Source organism: Streptomyces sp. NPDC041108, from assembly GCF_055592645.1.
Genome location: NZ_JBVIYK010000008.1, coordinates 426371 through 446718 on the forward strand (window position 1 = coordinate 426371; position 20348 = coordinate 446718).

General features: G+C 71.2%; 11 protein-coding genes and 3 pseudogenes. 7 read left to right on the forward strand and 7 right to left on the reverse strand.

Annotation, left to right across the window (positions count from 1 at the left end):
* Window positions 1-38: 38 nt before the first annotated feature.
* From ACZ6BB_RS24655 to ACZ6BB_RS24670, 4 genes and pseudogenes are all read left to right on the forward strand, one after another.
* Window positions 39-396: pseudogene (locus tag ACZ6BB_RS24655) on the forward strand (pyridoxamine 5'-phosphate oxidase family protein); the annotation flags it as partial.
* 283 nt (window positions 397-679) lie between these two features.
* On the forward strand, window positions 680-2941 hold the full coding sequence (pflB, locus tag ACZ6BB_RS24660) for a formate C-acetyltransferase (RefSeq protein WP_471617316.1): 2262 nt from the start codon (window positions 680-682) through the stop codon (window positions 2939-2941).
* Window positions 2942-2949: 8 nt separating this feature from the next.
* A complete protein-coding gene (gene pflA / locus ACZ6BB_RS24665; RefSeq protein ID WP_471617317.1) occupies window positions 2950-3678 on the forward strand; it encodes a pyruvate formate-lyase-activating protein in 729 nt (242 codons plus the stop codon).
* Window positions 3679-3891: 213 nt separating this feature from the next.
* On the forward strand, window positions 3892-5373 hold the full coding sequence (locus ACZ6BB_RS24670) for an anion permease (RefSeq protein WP_471617318.1): 1482 nt from the start codon (window positions 3892-3894) through the stop codon (window positions 5371-5373).
* A 302-nt stretch (window positions 5374-5675) separates the two neighbouring features.
* Here ACZ6BB_RS24670 and adhE read toward each other — a convergent pair whose 3' ends face one another.
* Both adhE and ACZ6BB_RS24680 read right to left on the reverse strand, forming a co-directional pair.
* Window positions 5676-8351, reverse strand: coding sequence for a bifunctional acetaldehyde-CoA/alcohol dehydrogenase (gene adhE / locus ACZ6BB_RS24675; protein WP_471617319.1), 2676 nt, complete (start codon window positions 8349-8351; stop codon window positions 5676-5678).
* A gap of 296 nt (window positions 8352-8647) precedes the next feature.
* Entirely contained in the window at window positions 8648-9373 is a 726-nt protein-coding gene (locus ACZ6BB_RS24680) for a CBS domain-containing protein (protein WP_471617320.1), read from the reverse strand.
* 543 nt (window positions 9374-9916) lie between these two features.
* Here ACZ6BB_RS24680 and ACZ6BB_RS24685 point away from each other — a divergent pair.
* A complete protein-coding gene (locus ACZ6BB_RS24685) occupies window positions 9917-10825 on the forward strand; it encodes a universal stress protein (protein WP_471617321.1) in 909 nt (302 codons plus the stop codon).
* A 438-nt stretch (window positions 10826-11263) separates the two neighbouring features.
* On the opposite strand, the gene ACZ6BB_RS24690 is transcribed toward ACZ6BB_RS24685, so the two are convergent.
* A complete protein-coding gene (locus ACZ6BB_RS24690; RefSeq protein WP_471617322.1) occupies window positions 11264-12154 on the reverse strand; it encodes a universal stress protein in 891 nt (296 codons plus the stop codon).
* 507 nt (window positions 12155-12661) lie between these two features.
* On the opposite strand from ACZ6BB_RS24690, the gene gap reads away from it, so the two are divergent.
* Together gap and ACZ6BB_RS24700 are read left to right on the forward strand one after the other, a co-directional pair.
* Window positions 12662-13684: a type I glyceraldehyde-3-phosphate dehydrogenase gene (gap, locus tag ACZ6BB_RS24695; protein ID WP_471617323.1), complete on the forward strand. Its 1023-nt coding sequence runs from the start codon at window positions 12662-12664 to the stop codon at window positions 13682-13684.
* A 240-nt stretch (window positions 13685-13924) separates the two neighbouring features.
* Window positions 13925-14671: pseudogene (locus ACZ6BB_RS24700) on the forward strand (universal stress protein); the annotation flags it as partial.
* Here the strand turns inward: ACZ6BB_RS24700 and ACZ6BB_RS24705 are convergent.
* The 4 genes and pseudogenes from ACZ6BB_RS24705 to ACZ6BB_RS24720 all read right to left on the reverse strand — a co-directional run.
* Window positions 14640-15068 (reverse strand): annotated as a pseudogene (locus tag ACZ6BB_RS24705) (NAD-dependent DNA ligase LigA); the annotation flags it as partial. The pseudogenes ACZ6BB_RS24700 and ACZ6BB_RS24705 overlap by 32 nt on opposite strands.
* Before the next feature lie 86 nt (window positions 15069-15154).
* Window positions 15155-16600: a glyceraldehyde-3-phosphate dehydrogenase gene (locus ACZ6BB_RS24710; protein ID WP_471617324.1), complete on the reverse strand. Its 1446-nt coding sequence runs from the start codon at window positions 16598-16600 to the stop codon at window positions 15155-15157.
* 34 nt (window positions 16601-16634) lie between these two features.
* Window positions 16635-17084, reverse strand: a complete 450-nt coding sequence (locus ACZ6BB_RS24715; RefSeq protein ID WP_471617325.1) for a hypothetical protein — start codon at window positions 17082-17084, stop codon at window positions 16635-16637.
* Between the two features lie 82 nt (window positions 17085-17166).
* Window positions 17167-20175, reverse strand: a complete 3009-nt coding sequence (locus ACZ6BB_RS24720) for a helix-turn-helix transcriptional regulator (protein WP_471617360.1) — start codon at window positions 20173-20175, stop codon at window positions 17167-17169.
* Window positions 20176-20348: the final 173 nt, after the last annotated feature.

Below are 20348 nucleotides of genomic sequence, written 5' to 3' on the forward strand. Positions count from 1 at the left end.
CCGGTGCGGTGAGCCGACCGGACGAGGGCGCCGGGGCTACGCGTCACGCCCTGCCCGCGGTCCTGCCGGTGCACCTCTCCCTCGACGTGAACTCCGCAGTGGTGCTGCGCACCGCGGCGGATTCGGGGCTCTGCCGCACGATCGACGGCGCGGTGGTCGCGTTCGAGGCGGACGAGGTCATCGCGGCACCGCCGTCCGGCTGGAGCGTCGTCGTGACCGGCCGGGCCAGGGTCGTGACCGACCCCGCCGGGCACGCGGCTGTCCCGGACCGGTTCGCGGTCCTGGGGCACCTTCTCCGAGCAGGAGGACGTATTCGTACGCATCGAGCCCGAGCTCGTCACCGGCCGTGAACTCGTCGGCGAGCACACGATCTGCGGGGCGAATCCCGCGTCCTGAGCGCAGGCCGGCGCCGCGGATTCGGCGTGCGCCCCGCCGTGCCCCGGGCACCGGCAGGGCGTCGGGCACCGGCAGGTTGTGTCGTGGTGCTGGGAGACGAGGGGCCCAACGGGCCCGGTCGCTCGGGCCCATCGGCCCTGGAAGCGTCCTCCACCGAGGGCCGGACGGCGTCGCACCGGGCACCCGAGGGCCCTTTCGGGCGCCGTCGAAGCGGACGAGCATCGACAGCGGAGACGTCAGCGGAATCCCGTGGACGGTGTCGTGAACATATGCGGAGGCAGTGATGACCACGGTGGTACCGACAGGCGTGGAGGCAGCCCAGTCCGCGTGGCGCGGCTTCACGGGCGAGCGCTGGCGCGACCGCATCGACGTGCGCGACTTCATCCAGGCGAACTACACGCCCTACGAGGGCGACGCGGGATTCCTGGCCCGCCCGACCGACCGCACCCTCGCGGTCTGGCACAAGGTCAGCGTGCTGTTCCCGGAGGAGCGCCGCAAGGGCATCCTCGATGTCGACCCGGGCACCCCGTCCACCATCACCTCGCACCGGCCGGGCTACATCGACCGCGACCGTGAGCTGATCGTGGGCCTGCAGACCGATGCTCCGCTCAGGCGGGCGATCATGCCGAACGGCGGCCTGAGGATGGTGGAGAACGGGCTGAAGGCGTACGGCTACGAGGCTGACCCGTTCGTGACGAAGGTCTTCGGCACCTACCGCAAGACCCACAACGACGGCGTCTTCGACGCGTACACGGCCGAGATGCGGACCGCCCGCAAGGCGGGGATCATCACCGGCCTGCCCGACGCGTACGGCCGTGGCCGGATCATCGGCGACTACCGGCGGGTGGCGCTCTACGGCACCGACCGCCTCGTCGAGGCCAAGCTCGCCGAGCGCGCCCTGCTGGACGCACGGCCCTCCGGCCCGGACGTCATCCGCGACCGGGAGGAACTCGCGGAACAGATGCGGGCGTTGGCCGAGCTGACGCGGATGGCCGCATCGTACGGCTGCGACGTCTCCCGCCCCGCCGCCACCGCGCACGAGGCCGTCCAGTGGCTCTACCTCGGCTTCCTCGCGGCGGTGAAGGAGCAGAACGGCGCCGCCATGTCGCTCGGCCGTACCTCGACCTTCCTCGACGTCTACCTCCAGCGGGACCTGGACGAGGGGGCCATCGACGAGACCCGCGCCCAGGAGCTGATCGACGACTTCGTGATCAAGCTGCGGATCGTGCGGTTCCTGCGCACCCCCGAGTACGACGCGCTGTTCTCCGGCGATCCGACCTGGGTGACGGAGTCCATCGGCGGTATCGGCACCGACGGGCGGACGCTGGTCACCCGGACCTCCTTCCGCTTCCTGCAGACCCTGTACAACCTGGGGCCCGCCCCCGAGCCCAACCTGACCGTCCTGTGGTCGCCCCGACTCCCCTCCGGCTTCAAGGAGTTCTGCGCCCGGGTCTCGATCGACACCAGCGCCGTGCAGTACGAGTCCGACGACCTGATGCGGCCGCGCACCGGTGACGACACCGCGATCGCCTGCTGCGTGTCCGCGATGGCGGTGGGCAAGCAGATGCAGTTCTTCGGCGCCCGCGTCAACGTCGCCAAGGCGCTGCTGTACGCGATCAACGGCGGGCGCGACGAGATCACCGGCGAACAGATCTCCCCCGAGGCGCCCGCGCTGACCCGCGAGTACTTGGACTACGAGCAGCTGTCCGCGGCGTACGACCACATGCTCGACTGGCTGGCGGCCACGTACGTCGACACGCTCAACGTCATCCACTACATGCACGACAAGTACGCCTACGAGCGCATCGAGATGGCGCTGCACGACCACCCCGTGCACCGCTTCATGGCCTGTGGCATCGCCGGACTCTCGGTCGCCGTCGACAGTCTGTCCGCCGTCAAGTACGCGCGCGTCAAGGTGATCCGGGACGCGACAGGGCTGGCCGTGGACTACGAGATCGAGGGCGACTACCCCGCGTACGGCAACAACGACGACCGCGCCGACGCCATCGCGGCCGATCTCGTGACGTCCTTCATGGCGAAGGTGCGCGAGCACCCCACGTACCGCGACGCCGAGCACACACAGTCGGTGCTGACCATCACGTCGAACGTCGTCTACGGCAAGCACACCGGCAACACCCCCGACGGGCGCCGGGCCGGACAGCCCTTCGCGCCGGGCGCCAACCCGATGAACGGCCGTGACCGGCACGGCGTGGCCGCCTCCGCGCTCTCGGTCGCGAAGCTGCCGTACGAGCAGGCCCGTGACGGCATCTCGCTGACCACGACCATCACCCCGGAGGGGCTGGGCCACGTGCCCGACGAACGCGCGGGCAACCTGGTCGGCATCCTTGACGCCTACATGGCCGCCGGCGGGTTCCACATGAACGTCAACGTCCTGGACCGGGCGTTGCTGGAGGACGCGATGGAGCACCCGGAGAAGTACCCGGAGTTGACCATCCGGGTCTCCGGGTATGCCGTCAACTTCGTCCGCCTGACCCGCGAGCAGCAGCTCGACGTGATCAGCCGTACCTTCCACGGATCGCTGTGAAGGCCGTCATGACGAACGGCCGGATCCACTCCTGGGACCTGTCCACCGGCGTGGACGGTCCCGGGACCCGGTTCGTGCTCTTCGTCTCCGGCTGCCCGCTGCGCTGCCTGTACTGCGCCAACCCGGACACGTGGCACATGCGCGACGGCCGGGAGACCTCGGTCGACGCGGTGATGGCGGAGATCGAGAAGCACCGTGCCTTCGTCACCACCGCCGGCGGGGGAGTGACGATCACGGGCGGCGAACCGTTGCTCCAGCCCGCCTTCACCGGCGCGATCCTGCGCCGCTGCAAGGCGGCCGGACTGCACACCGCCCTCGACACCTCCGGCTTCCTCGGCGCCCGCGCCACCGACGAACTCCTCGCCGACACCGACCTGGTGCTGCTGGACATCAAGTCCTTCGACGTCAACACCTACCGGAAGCTGACCGGCGGCGAACTCTCCCCCACCCTCAATTTCGCCACCCGACTCGACCGGCTCGGCGTACCCGTGCGTATCCGGTATGTCCTGGTGCCCGGCTGGACCGACGACGAGATTGCCGTGGACGGCCTGGCCCGGTTCCTCGCCGGGCTCGGCACCGTGGAACGCGTCGACGTCCTGCCCTTCCACAAACTCGGCGCGGCGAAGTACGAGGCCCTGGGGATTCCGTTCCCGCTGCGCGACACCGCCGCGCCGGACCCCACTCTGGTGAGCCGGGTCTGCGAGCAGTTCCGCGCCCAGGGTCTCCTGGCGGACTGAAGACGGACCGAAGACGGACTGAAGACCCACGGAGCCCCTCGGGTCGAACGGCACCGCGTGTGGGTGCCGTTGGTCCCGGTATCAGGGCCCACCGTCCGCTGCCGTGCCGAACGCCTCGACATGACCATGGACTTGAAGGCGCCACCGCGCCATCGCACAAGGGAACAGAGCCTCATGGCTCTGCGGAACTCTGCGGAACAGGGATGTGGGGGCATGAGGCAGTACGTGGACACGGCACCGGGCACCGGCTCCGGGCCGGAGCCGGTGCGGCGGAAGACCCACAGCGATGAGCTGTGGACGGCCATGAAGTGGGTTCTCCCCGTCGTGGCCGGAGGCGTCATCTTCCTGCTCCCGAGGCCGGACGAGGTCAGGCCGGCCGGCTGGGCGGTCCTGGCGATCTTCGCCGCGACGGTCCTGGGCCTGATCCTGCAACCGTTGCCGCTGGCGGCGGTCGCGCTCGTCGGGATGACAGCGACCATGATCACCGGGACGCTGGAACCCGATGTCGCCCTGGGCGGGTTCTCCGAGCCGACCATCTGGCTCATCGTGGCCGCGTTCTTCATCTCCATCGGCTTCACCAAGACCGGCCTGGGACGGCGCATAGCCCTGCTGTTCGTCCGGACGCTGGGCAGGAGCAGCCTCGGCCTGGCCTACGGCGTCACCCTCACCGACCTGGTGCTGGCCCCGGCCACCCCCAGCAACACCGCCCGCTCCGGCGGCGTCATCCAGCCGATCATCCGCTCGCTGAGCGTGAACGCCGGCTCGGAGCCCGGCGATGAGAGCAGACGCAAGCTGGGCGCGTACCTCAGTGTGACCGCGATGCAGGTCAACACCGTCACCAGCGCGATGTTCCTCACCGCGATGGCTGCCAACCCGCTGGTCCAGAAGTTCGCCGAGGAGGAGGGTGTCGACCTCAGTTGGACCCGCTGGGCGGTCGCCGCGTCCGTCCCGGGGCTCATGGCCCTCCTCGTCCTCCCGGCGCTGCTGTACCGGGTCTGTCCGCCGGAGTTGAGGGACACCCCCGAGGCGCCGCGGCAGGCCCGCGCCGAACTGGCCGACCTCGGCTCCATGTCACGCCACGAGTGGATCATGGGCGGGACCTTCGTGCTGCTGCTCCTGCTGTGGTCCGTCGGCGGCCAGGTGTACGACCTGTCGGCGACCACCAGCGCCTTCACCGGAGTTGCGGTACTCCTGGTCACCGGAGTACTGACATGGAGCGACCTGGTCGCGGAGAAGGGCGCCTGGGCGACGCTGGTGTGGTTCGCCGTGCTGGTGATGATGGCCGGACAGCTTCAGGAGCTCGGCGTGATCGGCTGGTTCAGCGACTCGATCACCCATACGACCGAAGGCCTGGGATGGCAACAGGCGTTCGTGATCCTCACCCTCGTCTACCTCTTCTCGCACTACCTGTTCGCCTCCAACACCGCCCATGTGGCGGCGATGTACGCGGCCTTCCTGGGCGCCGCGATCGCCACCGGCGCACCGCCCCCGATGGCGGCCCTGGTCCTGGGATTCGTCAGCTCGCTGTACGGCGGCCTGACCCACTACGCCTCCGGACCGGCGCCGGTGCTCTTCGGCGGCGGATACGTCACCCTCGCCGAATGGTGGCGCACAGGGTTGATCGCCGCCGTGGCCAACATCGTCATCTGGATGGGCGCCGGAGCCGCTTGGTTCGCTGTCCTCGGCTACTGGTGAGCCAGGAGGCCCGTTCGCTTCGATCCTGCCGATGCGCCAAGAGTTCACAGAGCTCTCGGAGCATCGGCCGTCCCGCTGCTATGTACCGTCCACCGGCCGTACGAACGTTTCTGCGAGATGGGGAGCCATGGTGGACTCAATCCAGCAACGCAGCGGGAGCGCACGGCCTCAGTTACGGCTGGACGAACTGCTGAATGAGCTGCAGACACATGTCCAGCGCGTGCGCGATATCCGGGACCGGGTGCACACCCTGCTGGACGCGGTGACGGCGATCGGTGGCGATCCGGACCCTCCAGGGCGATCTACTGGGCGGCGGCCGGGGCAGCGGTGGTCGCTGCCCGGCCGTAGTAGGCCGCCCGCATGATCTCCCGCATGTCGTCGAGCATCGGCATACGCGGGTTGGCGGGGGCGCACTGGTCCTCGTACGCGTTCAGGGCCTGTTGGGGGAGGGCATCGAGGAAGTCCTGTTCGTCGACCCCGAGCGCCTGGAAGGTGGGTTCGATGCCCACGGAGTCCCGCAGGCGTTCCACCGCGGCCGCCAGCGACTCGACGCCGTCCGCCGGGGCGGCGGCGGGCAGACCCAGGGCGCGGGCGATGTCCTGGAAGCGTTCGGGGGCCCGGTAGCTCTCGTACTTGGGCCAGCCCGTCAGCTTCGTCGGCACGGTGCCGTTGTAGCGGATGACGTGCGGCAGCAGGACCGCGTTCGTGCGGCCGTGCGCGATGTGGAACGTGGCGCCGAGCGTGTGGGACATGGCGTGGACGATGCCGAGGAAGGCGTTGCCGAAGGCCATGCCCGCGATCGTGCCGGCGTTGTGCATCTTCTCGCGCGCCTCGGGGTGGCTCGCGCGGTCGCTCACGGCCGATTCGATGTTGTCGAAGATGAGCCGGATGGCGTGCAGGGCGAGGCCGTCGGTGAAGTCGTTGGCGTAGACGGAGACGTACGCCTCGATGGCGTGGGTGAGGGCGTCGAAGCCGCTGTCGGCGGCCAGTGCCGCGGGCAGCTCGGTGGTGAGCAGCGGGTCGACGATGGCCACGCTGGGGGTGAGCGCGTAGTCGGCCAGTGGGTACTTCTTGCCGGTGGCCGGGTCGGAGATGACGGCGAACGGGGTGACCTCGGCGCCGGTGCCGGAGGTGGTGGGGATGCACACCAGCCGGGCCAGCCTGCCGGGGACGGGGAAGCGGAAGGCGCGCTTGCGGATGTCGGAGAACTTGTGCCGCATGTCGGCGAAGTCGATGTCGGGCTGCTCGTAGAGCAGCCACATCACCTTCGCGGCGTCCATCGGGGAGCCTCCGCCCAGCGCGATGATCGTGTCCGGGCGGAAGTCCCGCATGAGGCGGGCGCCGCGCTGCACGGAGCCGATGCTCGGCTCGGGCTCGACGTTGTCGATGATCTGCAGGGTCACCGGCTCGGGCCGGCGCTGCAGGACGCGGCTCACCCGGTCGACGAAGCCGAGGCGGGTCATGGTCGCGTCGGTGACGACGGTGACGCGGTGGACGTCCGGCATGGAGGCCAGATAGCGGATGGCCTGCGGCTCGAAGTAGATCTTCGGCGGGACCTTGAACCACTGCAGGTTGTTGCGGCGGGTGCCGACCCGCTTGACGTTCAGCAGCTGGGCGACGGAGACGTTGTTGGACACCGACGTACTGCCCCAGGAGCCGCAGCCCAGCGTCAGGGACGGCAGCAGACCGTTGTAGATACCGCCGATGGCGCCCTGTGAGGAGGGCGAGTTCACGATGACACGGACGGTCTTCATACGACGGCCGTAGGCCTCGGCGAAGTCGCGGTCCTCGGTGTGGATGACCGCGCTGTGGCCCTGACCGTGGAAGGCGACCATGTCGGCGGCGAGGTCGAAGCCCTGGGCCGGTGAACTCGCGCGGAGCACGGTGAGCACCGGGCACAACTTCTCGCGTGTCAGAGGCTCGTCCGGGCCGACCCGTTGGGCCTCGACGAGAATGATCGAGGTGTTCTCGGGCACCTGGAACCCGGCCTGGGCCGCGATCCACGCGGGGCTTCGGCCGACGGCCGCCGCGTTCACCTTGGGCTCGCCGCCCCCGTTCGACGCGGTGACGGGGAACAGATACGCCTCCAGCTTCGCCTTGTCCTCGGCGGTCGCCAGGTAGGCGTGCAGGGTGCGGAATTCGTTGAGTGCCGCGTCGTAGATCTCGTCGTCGAGGATGACGGCCTGTTCGGAGGCGCAGATCATGCCGTTGTCGAAGGACTTGGACAGCACCAGGTCGTTGACAGCCCGGCGTACCTTGGCGCTCTTGTGGACGTATGCGGGGACGTTGCCGGCGCCGACGCCCAGGGCCGGCTTGCCCGCCGAGTAGGCGGCCTTGACCATCGCGTTGCCGCCGGTGGCGAGGATCAGTGCGACGCCCGGGTGGTGCATCAGCGTGTGAGTCGCCTCGACGGACGGGACCTCGATCCACTGCACGCAGTGCTCCGGCGCCCCCGCGGCGATCGCTGCGTCGCGCACGACGCGTGCCGCTTCGGCGCTGCAGCGCTGGGCGGAGGGGTGGAAGGCGAAGACGACGGGGTTGCGGGTCTTCAGCGCCATGAGCGCCTTGAAGATCGTGGTGGAGGTCGGATTGGTGACCGGTGTGATCGCGCACACCACACCCACCGGCTCCGCGATCTCGACCATGTCCTCGATGTCGTCGCGGGCTATGACCCCGACCGTCTTCATCCTGCCCATGCTGTGGGTGACGTGCTCGCACGCGAACATGTTCTTCGCGGCCTTGTCCTCGAAGACGCCGCGGCCGGTCTCCTCGACGGCGAGCAGGGCCAGCTCGGTGTGCCGGTCGAGGGCGGCGACCGAGGCCTTCTTGACGATGTGGTCGACCTGTTCCTGGGTCAGCGACTCGTAGTCGCTGAGCGCCTTCAGCCCGTCGGTGACCAGCCGGTCCACCGCGATCGCGGTTTCGGACGGCCCGCTGTCGGGGGTCTTGGCGGGGCTGCGGTCTTCCTTACGGGCCATGGAGAAACGCCTCCGTTGTCGAGTGCCGCCGCGTGGGCGGGGGATCGGTACAGGTCCTGTCACCACTGTCGTTCCTGGCAGGCCGGCCGCGCAGGCGGCCGAAGGTCCCCGCCGGGGTCCGGTCGGCCCCGATCCTGCGGGCCGGACAGCCCTGGGCACCGCACAGCGACCAATGGCGTACCCAGCCCGGGGCGAGCCGGTCGCATGCCGATGCCGGCGGGCGGAGCCACACCCAGGGGAACCGTCGCGGGCTTCCCACCGCTGCCTGGCGGCATGCCGCGGAAGCGACGTCCGGGTCAACGCTCCGGGAGCCAGTGATGGGCGATCCGGCGCGAGGGGTGTTTCTCGGGCGGGTGGGTGTCATCGATGCGGAAGGTGAGGCTGTTCATCACGCCCACGACGCCGTCCACCCTCCAGACCAGCTGGACCACCAGCGGGATGTCGCCACGGCTTTCCAGGCGGCCTTCCAGCGTGGCCACGCCGTCGTGGACGGAGACGATCACGGTGTGGGGCGCCAGGCACATGGCGCGGGTCAGGACTTCGTCGACGATCTCCTGACGGATCTCCTCGTCGGTCCGCAGGAAGACCCGCAGCAGGTCGCGGCGGGTGGCGATGCCGATGAGGCGGTCCTCCTCGTCGACCACGGGCAGCCGTTCGACGTGGTGACGCTCCATCACCCGGGCCGCGTACGCGACGGGTTGCTCCGGGTGCACCGTGATCGCGGGTGTCGACATCAGCTGCCCCGCGGTGACGGCGCGGGCTTCGGCGATCGCCCGTCGCGCCCTGCGGAGCAGTGCGGAGAGCCGGAAGCGGCGTCGCGTGCCCCTTTCGGCCTGAGCCGCCTGCCAGCGTATCAGATCGCTCTCGGAGATCACGCCCACGACCTTCTCGTCGGCGTCCACCACCGGCAGGCCGCTGATCCGATGCCGGTCCAGCAGCCGCGCCACATCCTTGAGCGAGGTCTCCCTGCGGGCTCCGACAACCTCGCCGGTCATCACCTCACCGACTCTGGTGGTCTGCATGGCTGCTCCCTCCTCCACCACGCAAGTCCTCCCCCACACCAGCGGAGCGCGACCGGTCTGTGGTGTGTACGGCGCCCGCGGACGCCTACCGGACACCGCCGGGCCTCCTGCCCCTGCGGCTGTGCACCGGAGGCCGGGACTCACGGGACCGAGCGGCCGGTTCGGCCGTTGCCGTCCCTTCGGACCGTCCCGGGTGGCCGGCTCTCCGATGCTCCTTCAGCCTCGCGTGCAACGGTTCGAGGAGTCAGGGGCCGACCGGCCCGGGCTCCCGGGCCGAACCGTCCTCTCCTGGGCCGGTCTTGGCGGGACCAGTCGGCCAACCACGCTGTGGATCCGAAACCGGGGGCCGACTCTCCGTGGAGAAGGAGGCTTCCGGGACCGCAGGAGGGCAGACGATCATCCGCTCACGGCTCCGACGAGGCGATCCGTCTGCCCAAGAGGGCCGTGGAGTTCACAGGAAGGGCCCTTTCGGCCCCTGCACACCACTCGGTGTCCGTACCAGGCTTCATGGGCACGCACATGGATACCGAGGAGGCACAGGCCATGGCTCGATACGTTGCCGCAGGGATCGACGGTTCGCCCGAGAGCCGCGCCGCAGCACACTGGGCGGCCCGGGAAGCCCTGCGCCGCGGCGCCACGCTGCTGCTCGTGCACGCCTGGCAGCTGCACCCGCGTCCCGCTGCCAACGTGCCCGCGGACATGACCGAGCGAAGCTGGGCACGGCAGCTCCTCGCGGAGGCGTCGGACAGCGTCCGCGCCGCTCACGCCGGCCTCGAAATCGCCGACCAGCAGGTACGGGACTCCACGGTCACCACCCTGCTGGAAGCGGCGGAGCGGGCCGAGCTGATGGTGCTCGGGTCCCGTGGGCTCAGCGGTGTAGCCGGCTTCCTGCTCGGCTCGGTGTCCGCGCGGGTTGTCGCCAGGTCACCGCGCCCCGTGGTGCTGGTCCGCGCGGGTGGGAGCGCCGCTGCCGAGCACTTCCCGGCCCCCGACGGAGTCTCACCGGACGAGATCCCGGAAACCCCGTACCGCGACATCGTCCTCGGCCTCGACACCGCCCGTCCTTGCGAGGACCTCGTCCAGTTCGCCTTCGAGGCCGCCCGGCGCTGCCACGCCGCACTGCGCGTGATCCACACCTTCGGTGTCCCGCCGGGATACGCCACCGCCGACCGGGTCGCTCCGCCGCCCGGCCCCGGACTGCTCGCGGAGCACGAGCACACCGTGGTCGCGACGCTGAGCCCGTGGTGCGAGAAGTTTCCCGAGGTCACCGTCACCGAGACCGTCGTCGAAGGCCGGGCGGGTACCGAACTGATCCGTGCCGCCTCCGGAGCGTCGCTCGTCGTCGTGGGACGCCGCATCCGGGACAGCCGTCCGGGCGTCCGCATCGGCCCCGTCGCGCACGCGGTGCTGCATCATGCCGCCTGCCCCGTCGCTGTCGTCCCGCACGCCTGAGCCAGTGCCCGACGCCGAACCTTGCCCCGGTCGCGGTCCATTTCGCGACCGGGCGGATGCCACCGCGACGGTGGCCTTGCCCCTGCCGCCTTGTCCGGACGAGGCGATGCGGGGACCGCGATGCGGGGGTGTCGCGGCGACCGACAGGACCGAGCGCAGGGGTTCTTCGGCGTGGCCATCGGCGCCGTACGGCCCGTCCCGCCCCGGCGCCACATCCCGGATTCCGGCTGTCGGACCCCGCTGACGGGGGCCGTTCCGCTCACACATCAGTATTCGGACAGGGATGAGATCCGGAAAGGGACGAACACGGTACTCGCGCCGGGCAAGTTCGTATGCAGGTGTGCCGGAGCCCGGCACGCCTGCACACCGGTGACAGACCCGGTCGTGTGGTGCCGCCGGGGCGGCCCCGAATGCCCCGGCTCATGGTTCGGCCGGCCCTCAGCCGTGGGGTACGACGGCGACGGGCGCGGCGGCGTGGTGGAGCACACCGTGGGTGACGGGACCGATGCGCATGCCGAGGGCCGGTCGGTGCGTCCTGCGGCCGACGACGACCAGGCCGGCGTTTCGGGCGGCCTGGAGAACGACTTCCGCGGCTGCGGCCAGGTCGATGCTGTGGACCACCTCGACCTGCGGATACCGATGACGCCAGGGCGTGAGGGCGTCCAAGAGCTCTTTCTCGATCCGGGCCCCCATACCGCCGTCCTCGTCGCCCATGGGCACAGCCCCGGGGTTGTACGCGAACACCGGTGGACGGCTCCAGGCGTGCACAGCACGTAGCGTGGCCCCACGGGCCGCCGCGGCGGCGAAGGCGAACTCCATCAGCTCCCCGGCGGGTTCGTCCAGGTCCTGGATTCCCACGACCACTTCGCCGCCGTCGTGATCGACGGTTCGGACGCCCTCCATGGTGTGGTGCCTGTTCGCGCGTACCAGTACCACGGGGATGCCCGCCCGGGCGAGCACGTGCTGACCGACGGACCCGAGGAGGAAGCCCGCGAGGGCGCCACGCCCCCGCGAGCCCAGCACCAGCATCTCGGCGTCCTCGGTCCGCCCCAGCAGAGCGTGGGGGGCCAGATCGGACACGTGCTCGACGTCGATCCGCAGCTCCGGGAACCGGGCAGTCAGGTCCGTCCTGACCTCGCTCGACAACCTTTGTGCCCATTGCTTCTGGGCTTCCGACTCCTGAGCGGTGGGCACGTCGACCGGCCGCCAGATCCAGGCAGTCACCATGCGCAACGGCACCGCGCGGCGCTGCGCCTCCTGGGCGGCCCAGTCCGCTGCCGCGAGGCTCTCGGGAGAACCGTCCAGACCCACGACGATGTGGCGAACCATGAGGTGTACCTCCGTGTCTTGTGCGGCGGGGCGGCGGACGTCCCGGCAGACCCCCGCATTCGAGAGTGGCGGAGGAGCGACGTCGGGCCCATGGGCCGGTGGTCCCGGGTCGGGGTCCTGAGGGCCCTGAGGGTCCTGACGACGGGAGGCATGTCCGGTGCCGACGGCCACGAAGCCGCGGCGTCACGGGCGCAGGACGAGACGGGACGGAACCAGACGTATAGGGACGAACCCGGCGCCGGACCTCAGGCCCGGCCGACGGCGCGGGCCCGGCGAACACGAACACGAACTCGTGCGTCGATGACGTCGAGGGAGCTCCGCGTACGGCACTCCAAGAACCGGACGTCGCGTCATGGCCATCACGCGGACAACCCGTGGCCGTTGTCCCGGACACCCGATGCCGGGCCGAACGGCCCTCGGCCTGCCCCCGTACGGCCCACGTCCCACCCGGCCCGGAGCCCACAGGCTGGTCTCACACATCCGCTACCGACCAGGAGGACGACGGACATGACCGTGCGCGTGGGAATCAACGGCTTCGGGCGCATCGGGCGCAACTACCTGCGCTGTGTGCTGGATCGAGCGGAGACGGGCACCGGCACGCCGATCGAGGTGGTGGCGGTCAATGACCTCACCTCCCCTGCGGCACTCGCCCATCTGCTGGAGTTCGACTCGACGTACGGCAGGCTGCGCCGCACCGTCGAACACGACGACACGTCGATCACCGTCGACGGCCACCGCATCTCCGTGACCGCCGAACGCGACCCTGCGGCTCTGGACTGGGCCGGCCTCGGCGTGGACGTCGTCATCGAGTCCACCGGCCGTTTCCGCACCCGCGAGGACGCCGGTCTGCACCTGAAGAGCGGGGCCCGCAAGGTGCTGCTGTCCGTGCCGGGCAAGGGAGTCGACGCCACCGTCGTCATGGGTGTCAATGAGGGCACGTACGACCCGGACAGTCACCACGTCGTTTCGAACGCCTCGTGCACCACCAACTGTGTGGCGCCGATGGTGAAGGTCCTCGACGAGGCCTTCGGCCTCGACAAGGGGCTCATGACGACCATCCACGGCTACACCAACGACCAGGTCGTCCTCGACGGCCCGCACAAGGACCTCCGCCGTGGCCGCACCGCCGCAGTGAACATCATCCCGACCAGCACCGGAGCGGCCCGGGCCGTGGGCCTGGTCCTGCCGGAGCTGGCCGGCACCCTCGACGGCCTCGCGGTCCGTGTCCCCGTCGAGGACGGCTCGCTCACCGACCTGACCGTGGTCCTGAACCGGGACGTGACCGCCGATGAGGTCAACGCCGCGTTCAGGAAGGCCGCCGACGGGCCCCTGAAGGGGATCGTGCGGGTCTCGGACGCCCCGATCGTCTCCCGTGACGTCGTCGGCGACCCAGCCTCCTGCGTCTTCGACGCCCCGCTCACGCAGGCCCACGGCGATCTGGTGAAGGTCTTCGGCTGGTACGACAACGAATGGGGCTACACCAACCGGCTGCTCGATCTCACCAGGTACGTCGCCGGCCGGCTGCCATAGGGCTGGTGGGTCGCGGTGTGCCCCGGTCCGGGCTGGGGCGGAAAGGCCCGGATGCCCATGCCCATGCTCATGCGCACGCGGAAGCGGGGCCGAAGCGGGGGGCTCGGTCACGGTAGGGCCCTTCGGCCAGGTGATGTACGGGCACCTGGCGCCCCGCACGCCTCGCCGGCGAGGCGTGGCCTTCCTCCTCGCGCCGCCCTCGTGGCGGCCACCGAGCCCCGTGGCGGAGGGGATCCTGGCCCCGCGGTGCATGCGCCTCTGGGTCCGTCGCCGCTCGGCCGCCCGAGGGCGGGATCCGGAACATGGTCGAACGACTACTGGCCGAGGCGGTGGAGCGAGCACGCACTGCGGCACCGGAGGCCGATGTCAGCCGTGCGGTGGTGAACGGTGAGCCGCTGACGGTCCTGGAGGCGCAGTCGCGATCGGCCGAGCTGGTGGTGGTCGGGTCTCGGGGGATGGCGGGTTCGACGGCGGTGCGTCCGGCGGCGCACGGCCGGTGTCCGGTGCTGGTGATGCGTGAGCCGTCCGTCGGCCGACGGCCCGATCGTGGTGGGCGTGGACGGTTCGGACGCCGGAGAGCAGGCGGTGGCCTTCGCCTTTGCCGAGGCCGCGCTGCGGAATGCCCCCGTGCCGGCGCTGCATGCCCGGACCATGTGGAACGCGCCGATGCCCGCGCTGCAGGACGCGTCGACGCCGTACGCGAACCCACCGGGCGCGCTCGCCAGGGAGGAGGAGCGCCTGCTGTCCGAGGCCCCCGCCGGGCACCGGGAGTACGAGGTGGTGCATGGCAGGACGCGGGAGGCGTTGATCGAGGCGAGCCGGTTCGCGCAGTTGTTGGCGGTGGGTGGCCGGGGGCGCGGAGGTGTCTCCGGGTTGCTGCTCGGGTCGGTCGGCCAGGCTGTACTGCATCACGCCCATCGCCCCGTCGCGGTGGTGCGGGGCGGAACAGACGCGTATCACTGCCGGCCGTCCCGTCGCCCCGCGTGATCAGCCGCGTGAGCCGCCCCCGGGTGTACCGGGCGGCGACCGTCGGCCCGTCGAGCCTCGGCTCCACTCCGAACCGCTCCACCTCGTGCCCGATCCGCCGGGCCGGCGACGCCGTCCACGCCGTGAACTCCTCGGCGGAGAAGACGTTGTCCAGGCTCAGCATCGCGACCGTGTGGGGCACGTCCCCCTCGACGGCCCCGCCGGCCACCTTCCCGGTGGGCGACTCGGGCAGGACCTGCTCGGGGTGGGCGGCCTCCCACACCGCGATGCCGCGCACGAGCCGGTCGTAGGTGTCGTCGTCCAGCGCCGAGGTGCCGCCGGTGTAGTACGCGGCCGAGGCCCGGACCGGGTCCTCGACGGCCTGGGCGTAGGCGGCGGCATCCACGAGCCCCAGCACCGAGGCCGGGTGACGTGGACGCGCCGCGGGCCGGACGGGTGGATACCCCGTCCGGCCCGCGGCCAGTGGCCCCGTGTCCTGGTGGATCAGCCCGCCGGGGACGGGTACGTCGGGTACTCCACGCCGGAGACGTGCTGGACGACCCGGATGACCTGGCACGAGTAGCCGAACTCGTTGTCGTACCAGAGGTAGAGGATCGCGTTGTCGCCGTCGACCTTGGTGGCGCCCGCGTCGACGATCGAGGCGTGGCGGGAGCCGATGAAGTCGCTGGAGACCGAGTCGGGGGCGTTGGTGAAGTCGATCTGGCGCTTGAGCGGCGAGGTCAGCGAGACGCCGCGGAGGTAGTCGACGACCTCCTCACGGTCGGTCTCCCGGCCGAGACGAAGGCTGAGGATCGCGATCGAGACGTCCGGGACGGGCACCCGGATCGAGCTGCCGGTGATCGGCGCCTTCAGGTCGGGCAGCGCCTTGGCGACGGCGGAGGCGGCACCCGTCTCGGTGATGACCATGTTGAGCGGCGCGGACCGGCCCCGGCGGTCGGACTTGTGGTAGTTGTCCAGCAGGTTCTGGTCGTTGGTGAACGAGTGGACGGTCTCCACGTGACCGCGCAGCACACCGAACTCGTCGGCCATCGCCTTCAGCGGCGGCACGATCGCGTTGGTGGTGCAGGACGCGCAGGACAGGATCCGCTCGTCCGGCTTGATCGTGTCGTGGTTGACGCCGTGCACGATGTTCGGGACGTCACCCTTGCCGGGCGCGGTCAGGACGACCTTGTCGATGCCGGGGCGCAGGTGCGTCGACAGACCCTCGCGGTCGCGCCACTTGCCGGTGTTGTCGATGAGGATGGCGTTCTTGATGCCGTACTCGGTGTAGTCCACCTCGGACGGGTCGCCGGCGTAGATCACCTTGATCTCGTTGCCGTTGGCGTTGATCGTGCTGGTCGCCTCGTCGACGGTGATCGTGCCCTGGAACTGGCCGTGGATGGAGTCCCGGCGCAGCAGCGAGGCGCGCTTGACGATGTCCTGCTCACCGCCCCCGCGCACGACGATGGCGCGCAGCCGCAGGCCGTTGCCGGAGCCGGCCTTCTCGATGAGCAGCCGGGCCACGAGGCGGCCGATGCGGCCGAAGCCGTAGAGGACGACGTCGCGTCCCTCGCCGCCCTCGATCTTGTTGGCGCCGGTGGCGCCGGCGACGGCCTCCGCGGTGAACTCCTCGACCGACAGCCCCCGGTCGTCGGCCCGGTGGGCCTCGGCGAGCAGACCGATGTCGATCTGGGAGGGGCCGAGGTCGAGCGAGGTGAGGGTCTGCAGGAACGGCAGGGTGTCGGTGACCGAGAGCTCCTCACCGGCGATCTGGCGGGCGAACCGGTGGGTCTTCAGGATGCTGACCACCGACTTGTTCACCAAGGAGCGGCTGTGCAGCAGGATCGTCACATCCCGCTCACGGTGCAGCTTCCCGATGATCGGGATCATCGACTCCGCGATCTCCTCGCGGTTCTTCCATTGGGTGAACGAGTCCTCGTTGACAGTCACAGATTTATCTTTCGAGCTAGGCGGCGCTCATATGCTAACCACCCCGCTCGGAGGAGACGAACGAGGGGTGCGGGAAGCGCGCGGTCGCACGGGTTCGCTGGCCCAGACTGAGGCTGGGCACCGGCAGGTCCTCCAGCTCCCCGGGCGGCAGGGCGGAGGGGGCGTACGGCTCGGGCTCGGACTCGGCCGTGGGGGAGGGCACGTCGTCGGGGTCGGCCGTGGGGGTGCCGTCCGGGCCGCAGACATGGGTCGCCTTCGGGCGGGAGACATGAAGGGTGGCCACGCGCTCGGTCCGGAAGTCCACGAGGTCGTTCTCGCCGAGAGCGCCGCCACGCAGCTGGATCGTCTCCGGCAGTTCCTTCTCGGCGAGCGGCTTGCCGACCGTCACGGTCGTCAGCGCGCCGACGCAGGGGCTCCGGTCGGCGGCGTACGGCTTGCCGGGCGCCTTCGTTCGTGCCGGATCATGCCGTGCCGAACCACGCACCGCGCCTGATCACGTGCCGCGCCTGATCAAGTGCCGTGCCGCATCACGTGCCTGGGGGGCGTTCATCACGTGCCTGGGGCGCTCACACTCCCCCGTCGCGCAGTTCGTCACGCACCTGGAGCGCCGCCAGAGCGGCCCGCGACGTCACGCCGGTCTTGCGGTAGATGCGGGAGAGATGGGTCTCGACCGTGCGCGGGCTGAGGAACAGGCGTTCGGCGATGGCGGGGCTGGTCAGGCCCTTCGCGACGAGAGCGGCGATCTCCCGCTCCCGCGGCGACAGCACGGCCAGTTCCTCGGACGCCGCCTCCCGCGACGACCCGTCTGCGCCCCCGCTCGGACGCACCCCCGCACCGGTCGGCGGCCCCGCCACCGGACCGGCCGCGGCACTTGCCGCCATACCTGCCACCGGGCCGGTCACCGCACCCGCCACGAGACCGGCGCCCGGCTCCCCGCCGCTCTCGCCCGCGACCTGCGGAACTCCCGCTGTCTCCGCGCCCGTTATCGCCTCCGCTGTCTGCTCCGCGCCGAAGACCGTCGGCCGGATCACCTCCGCGAGGCCGGTCAGCAGACGGGCCTCTCCCTCGGTGCTCAGCCGCAGGGCGCGCTCCCACATGGCGCGGGCCCGGGCCGTACGTCCCGCGGACGCGGTCAGGGGCGCTCCCAGCAGCAGGGTCTGTGCCTCCCACAGCCGGCCCCCGCCCCGAGCCGCCTCCGCCGCGGCGTGCTCGAACAGGGCGGCCGCGGCCGCCATGTCGCCGTCGGCCAGCGGCACATGCGCCGAGCTGCGCAGCGCCGACACCCGCTGCGCCACGAGACCGAGCCGCTCCGCCTCCTTGCGGGCGCGGTCCGCCCACTGCCGGGCCTGATCGCGGTCCCCGGCGACGGCGGCGGCGGTCACCAGGATCTCCATGAACAGGGGCCGCATGCTCGGCTGCAGGCCGCCGAGGTCCTCCCCGCCCGCCCGGATCACCGCCGCGCGGGCCCGCGCCGGATCACCGGTGTGGAGCGCGGCGTACCCGAGCATGCACCAGGCGATGGACGCCCACCAGCGGGTGCCGGCACCGGCCCGCGCCACGGCCTCCTCGGCGACGGCCAGCGCACCGTCGTCGCCCGGCGGGAGGGCGGGAACCAGCGCCAGGGCCTTGGACGCCAGGACGAACGCGAGCAGTTCGTCGCTGTCGATGCCCCGGGCGATGGTCTCCGCCTCCTCCGCGAGTTCCAGGGCCGGCCCCAGCCGCAGGGTTATGACCTGTATGTGGGACAGGCACAGCAGCAGATGCGGCACCACGTAGAGCAGGCCGCCCCGGCGGGCGATGGCGAGACCGCGCCCGGCGTGCCGTTCGGCGTCGGCGTACCGTTCGAGGAACGCCTCCGCCCAGCCGAGCCGGGCGAGCGGTTCGCACAGGCCCGCGAGATCCTGGTCGGTGAGGGAGTCGATGAGCGCGCCGGCCCGGTCGGCGGCCTCGGCGGCGGCCACCATGTTCCCCTCGTACGCCTCCCCGAGCGCGGTGACGGCGAGCGCCCCCGCCTCCGCGACCTCGTCGCCCAGCGACCGGGCCAGCTCCAGGGTGCGGACCACGTCGTCGCGCACATCCGGGTAGGAGCTGGCGTGCGGGGCGGACGAGCCCAGTTCCAGGCCGAGCTGGACGGTCTCGGCGGGGGAGAGGTCGGCGCCGCGGGCCAGTTCGCGGCGCAGCAGGGCGATGGCCTCCGCGTACCGGCCCAGATGACGTTCCATGACCGCGCACAGGGTGACCGCGCCGGCCCGTACGCCGTCGTCGGTGCCCGGCGGCGACAGGCTGATCACGTCGTGCAGCAGGTCCCGGCTCTCCAGCAGCCCCCCGCAGGCGCCGAGCGCCTCGGCCCGCCGCAGCATGAGGTCACGGCGCAGCGCCCCGTGCGCCGGCCGCTCCGGCAGATGTGTGAGGGCGACGCCCAGCCAGTGCGCGCTGCTCGCGGGCGCGGTCGCGGCGGCCTGCCGGGCGGCTTCGGTGAGGACGGCGACGGCGTCCGGGTCCCAGCCGGTCAGCGAACGCTCGACGTGATGCGCCCGTTCGGTGACCGGCGCTCCGATCCGGGCCAGTTCGGCGGCGGCGAGGTGGTGCATCCGGGTGCGCAGCAGAGGATCGGTGGTGTCGTGGACGAGGGACCGCAGCACGGGATGCCGCAGCGCCCAGCGGCCGTCCGGCCCCGGCCGCGCGAGATCACGGGCCGTCAGTTCCCGCAGATCCGCGTCGAGTTCGTCCTCGCCCCGCCCGGTGACGGCCGCCACCAGCGCGGGTGCGGCGTGGTCGCCTAGCACGGCCACGGCCTGGACCGTGCCGCGTTGGGCGTCGGTCAGGGGAGTCAGCTCGTCCAGGAGCAGCGAGCTGAGCCCCGCGGGTCTGCCCGCCTGGAGCAGCGCCAGGAAGTACAGCGGGTTGCCCTCGCTGGCCGCGTACAGCTCGGCGGCCAGGGCGGGCGGCCGGTCCGGGGCGAGCGCCGCGAGACAGGCGGCACGGTCCAGGGGGCCCAGCTCAAGCCGCAGTACCGTCCCGGTCTCCACGCCCCGGGTGAGCGAGGCGACGAGACGGGGCGAGGTCTGCCGTTCGCGGCGCGCCACCACGATCACCACGGGTGCGCGCCGCGGCGGGTGCCGTACGAGATGGTCGAGCAGTTCCAGGGACGCCGGGTCCGCCCAGTGCACGTCGTCGAGCGCCACCACGAGGCCCTTGCCGGTGCGGGCGACCCGGGCGAGGAAGGCCGCCGCCGCGCGCTGCATCGCGAAGCGGTCGACGGTGTGCGCCTCGGCGAACGGGGACGGGATCCCGGTCTCGGAGTCGAGGTCCGCAAGGGCGTCGGCGAGGGGCTGGTAGGGCAGATGCTGCTCGTACTCGGTCGCCCGGCCGCGCAGCACCGTCATGCCCCGCTCCCGCGCCAGCGCGCAGAACTCCGAGACCAGTCTGCTCTTGCCGATCCCCGCCGCGCCGGTGACGTCGACGACCGCCGGGCCGGGGGCGGGGTCCGCCGGACCGTCGCCGGTCCCCGTCAGTCCGTCGAGTATTCCGGCGATCCGTGCCAGCTCGGTCTCCCGGCTCACCAGCGGAGCCACGTCCCACGGCAATGCGATTCCCCCCGAAGCCGGCCCCGGGCCGTCCGGAGCCCGTCCGGAGAGCCCTGATCACGAACCTCCGGCCGATTCCCGAAGATTGTACGTAGCTCCCGGCAGGCCGGCGGCCCCGTCCCCGCACCCGTGCGAGTGCCACCTTGACGCCCCTGACCGGC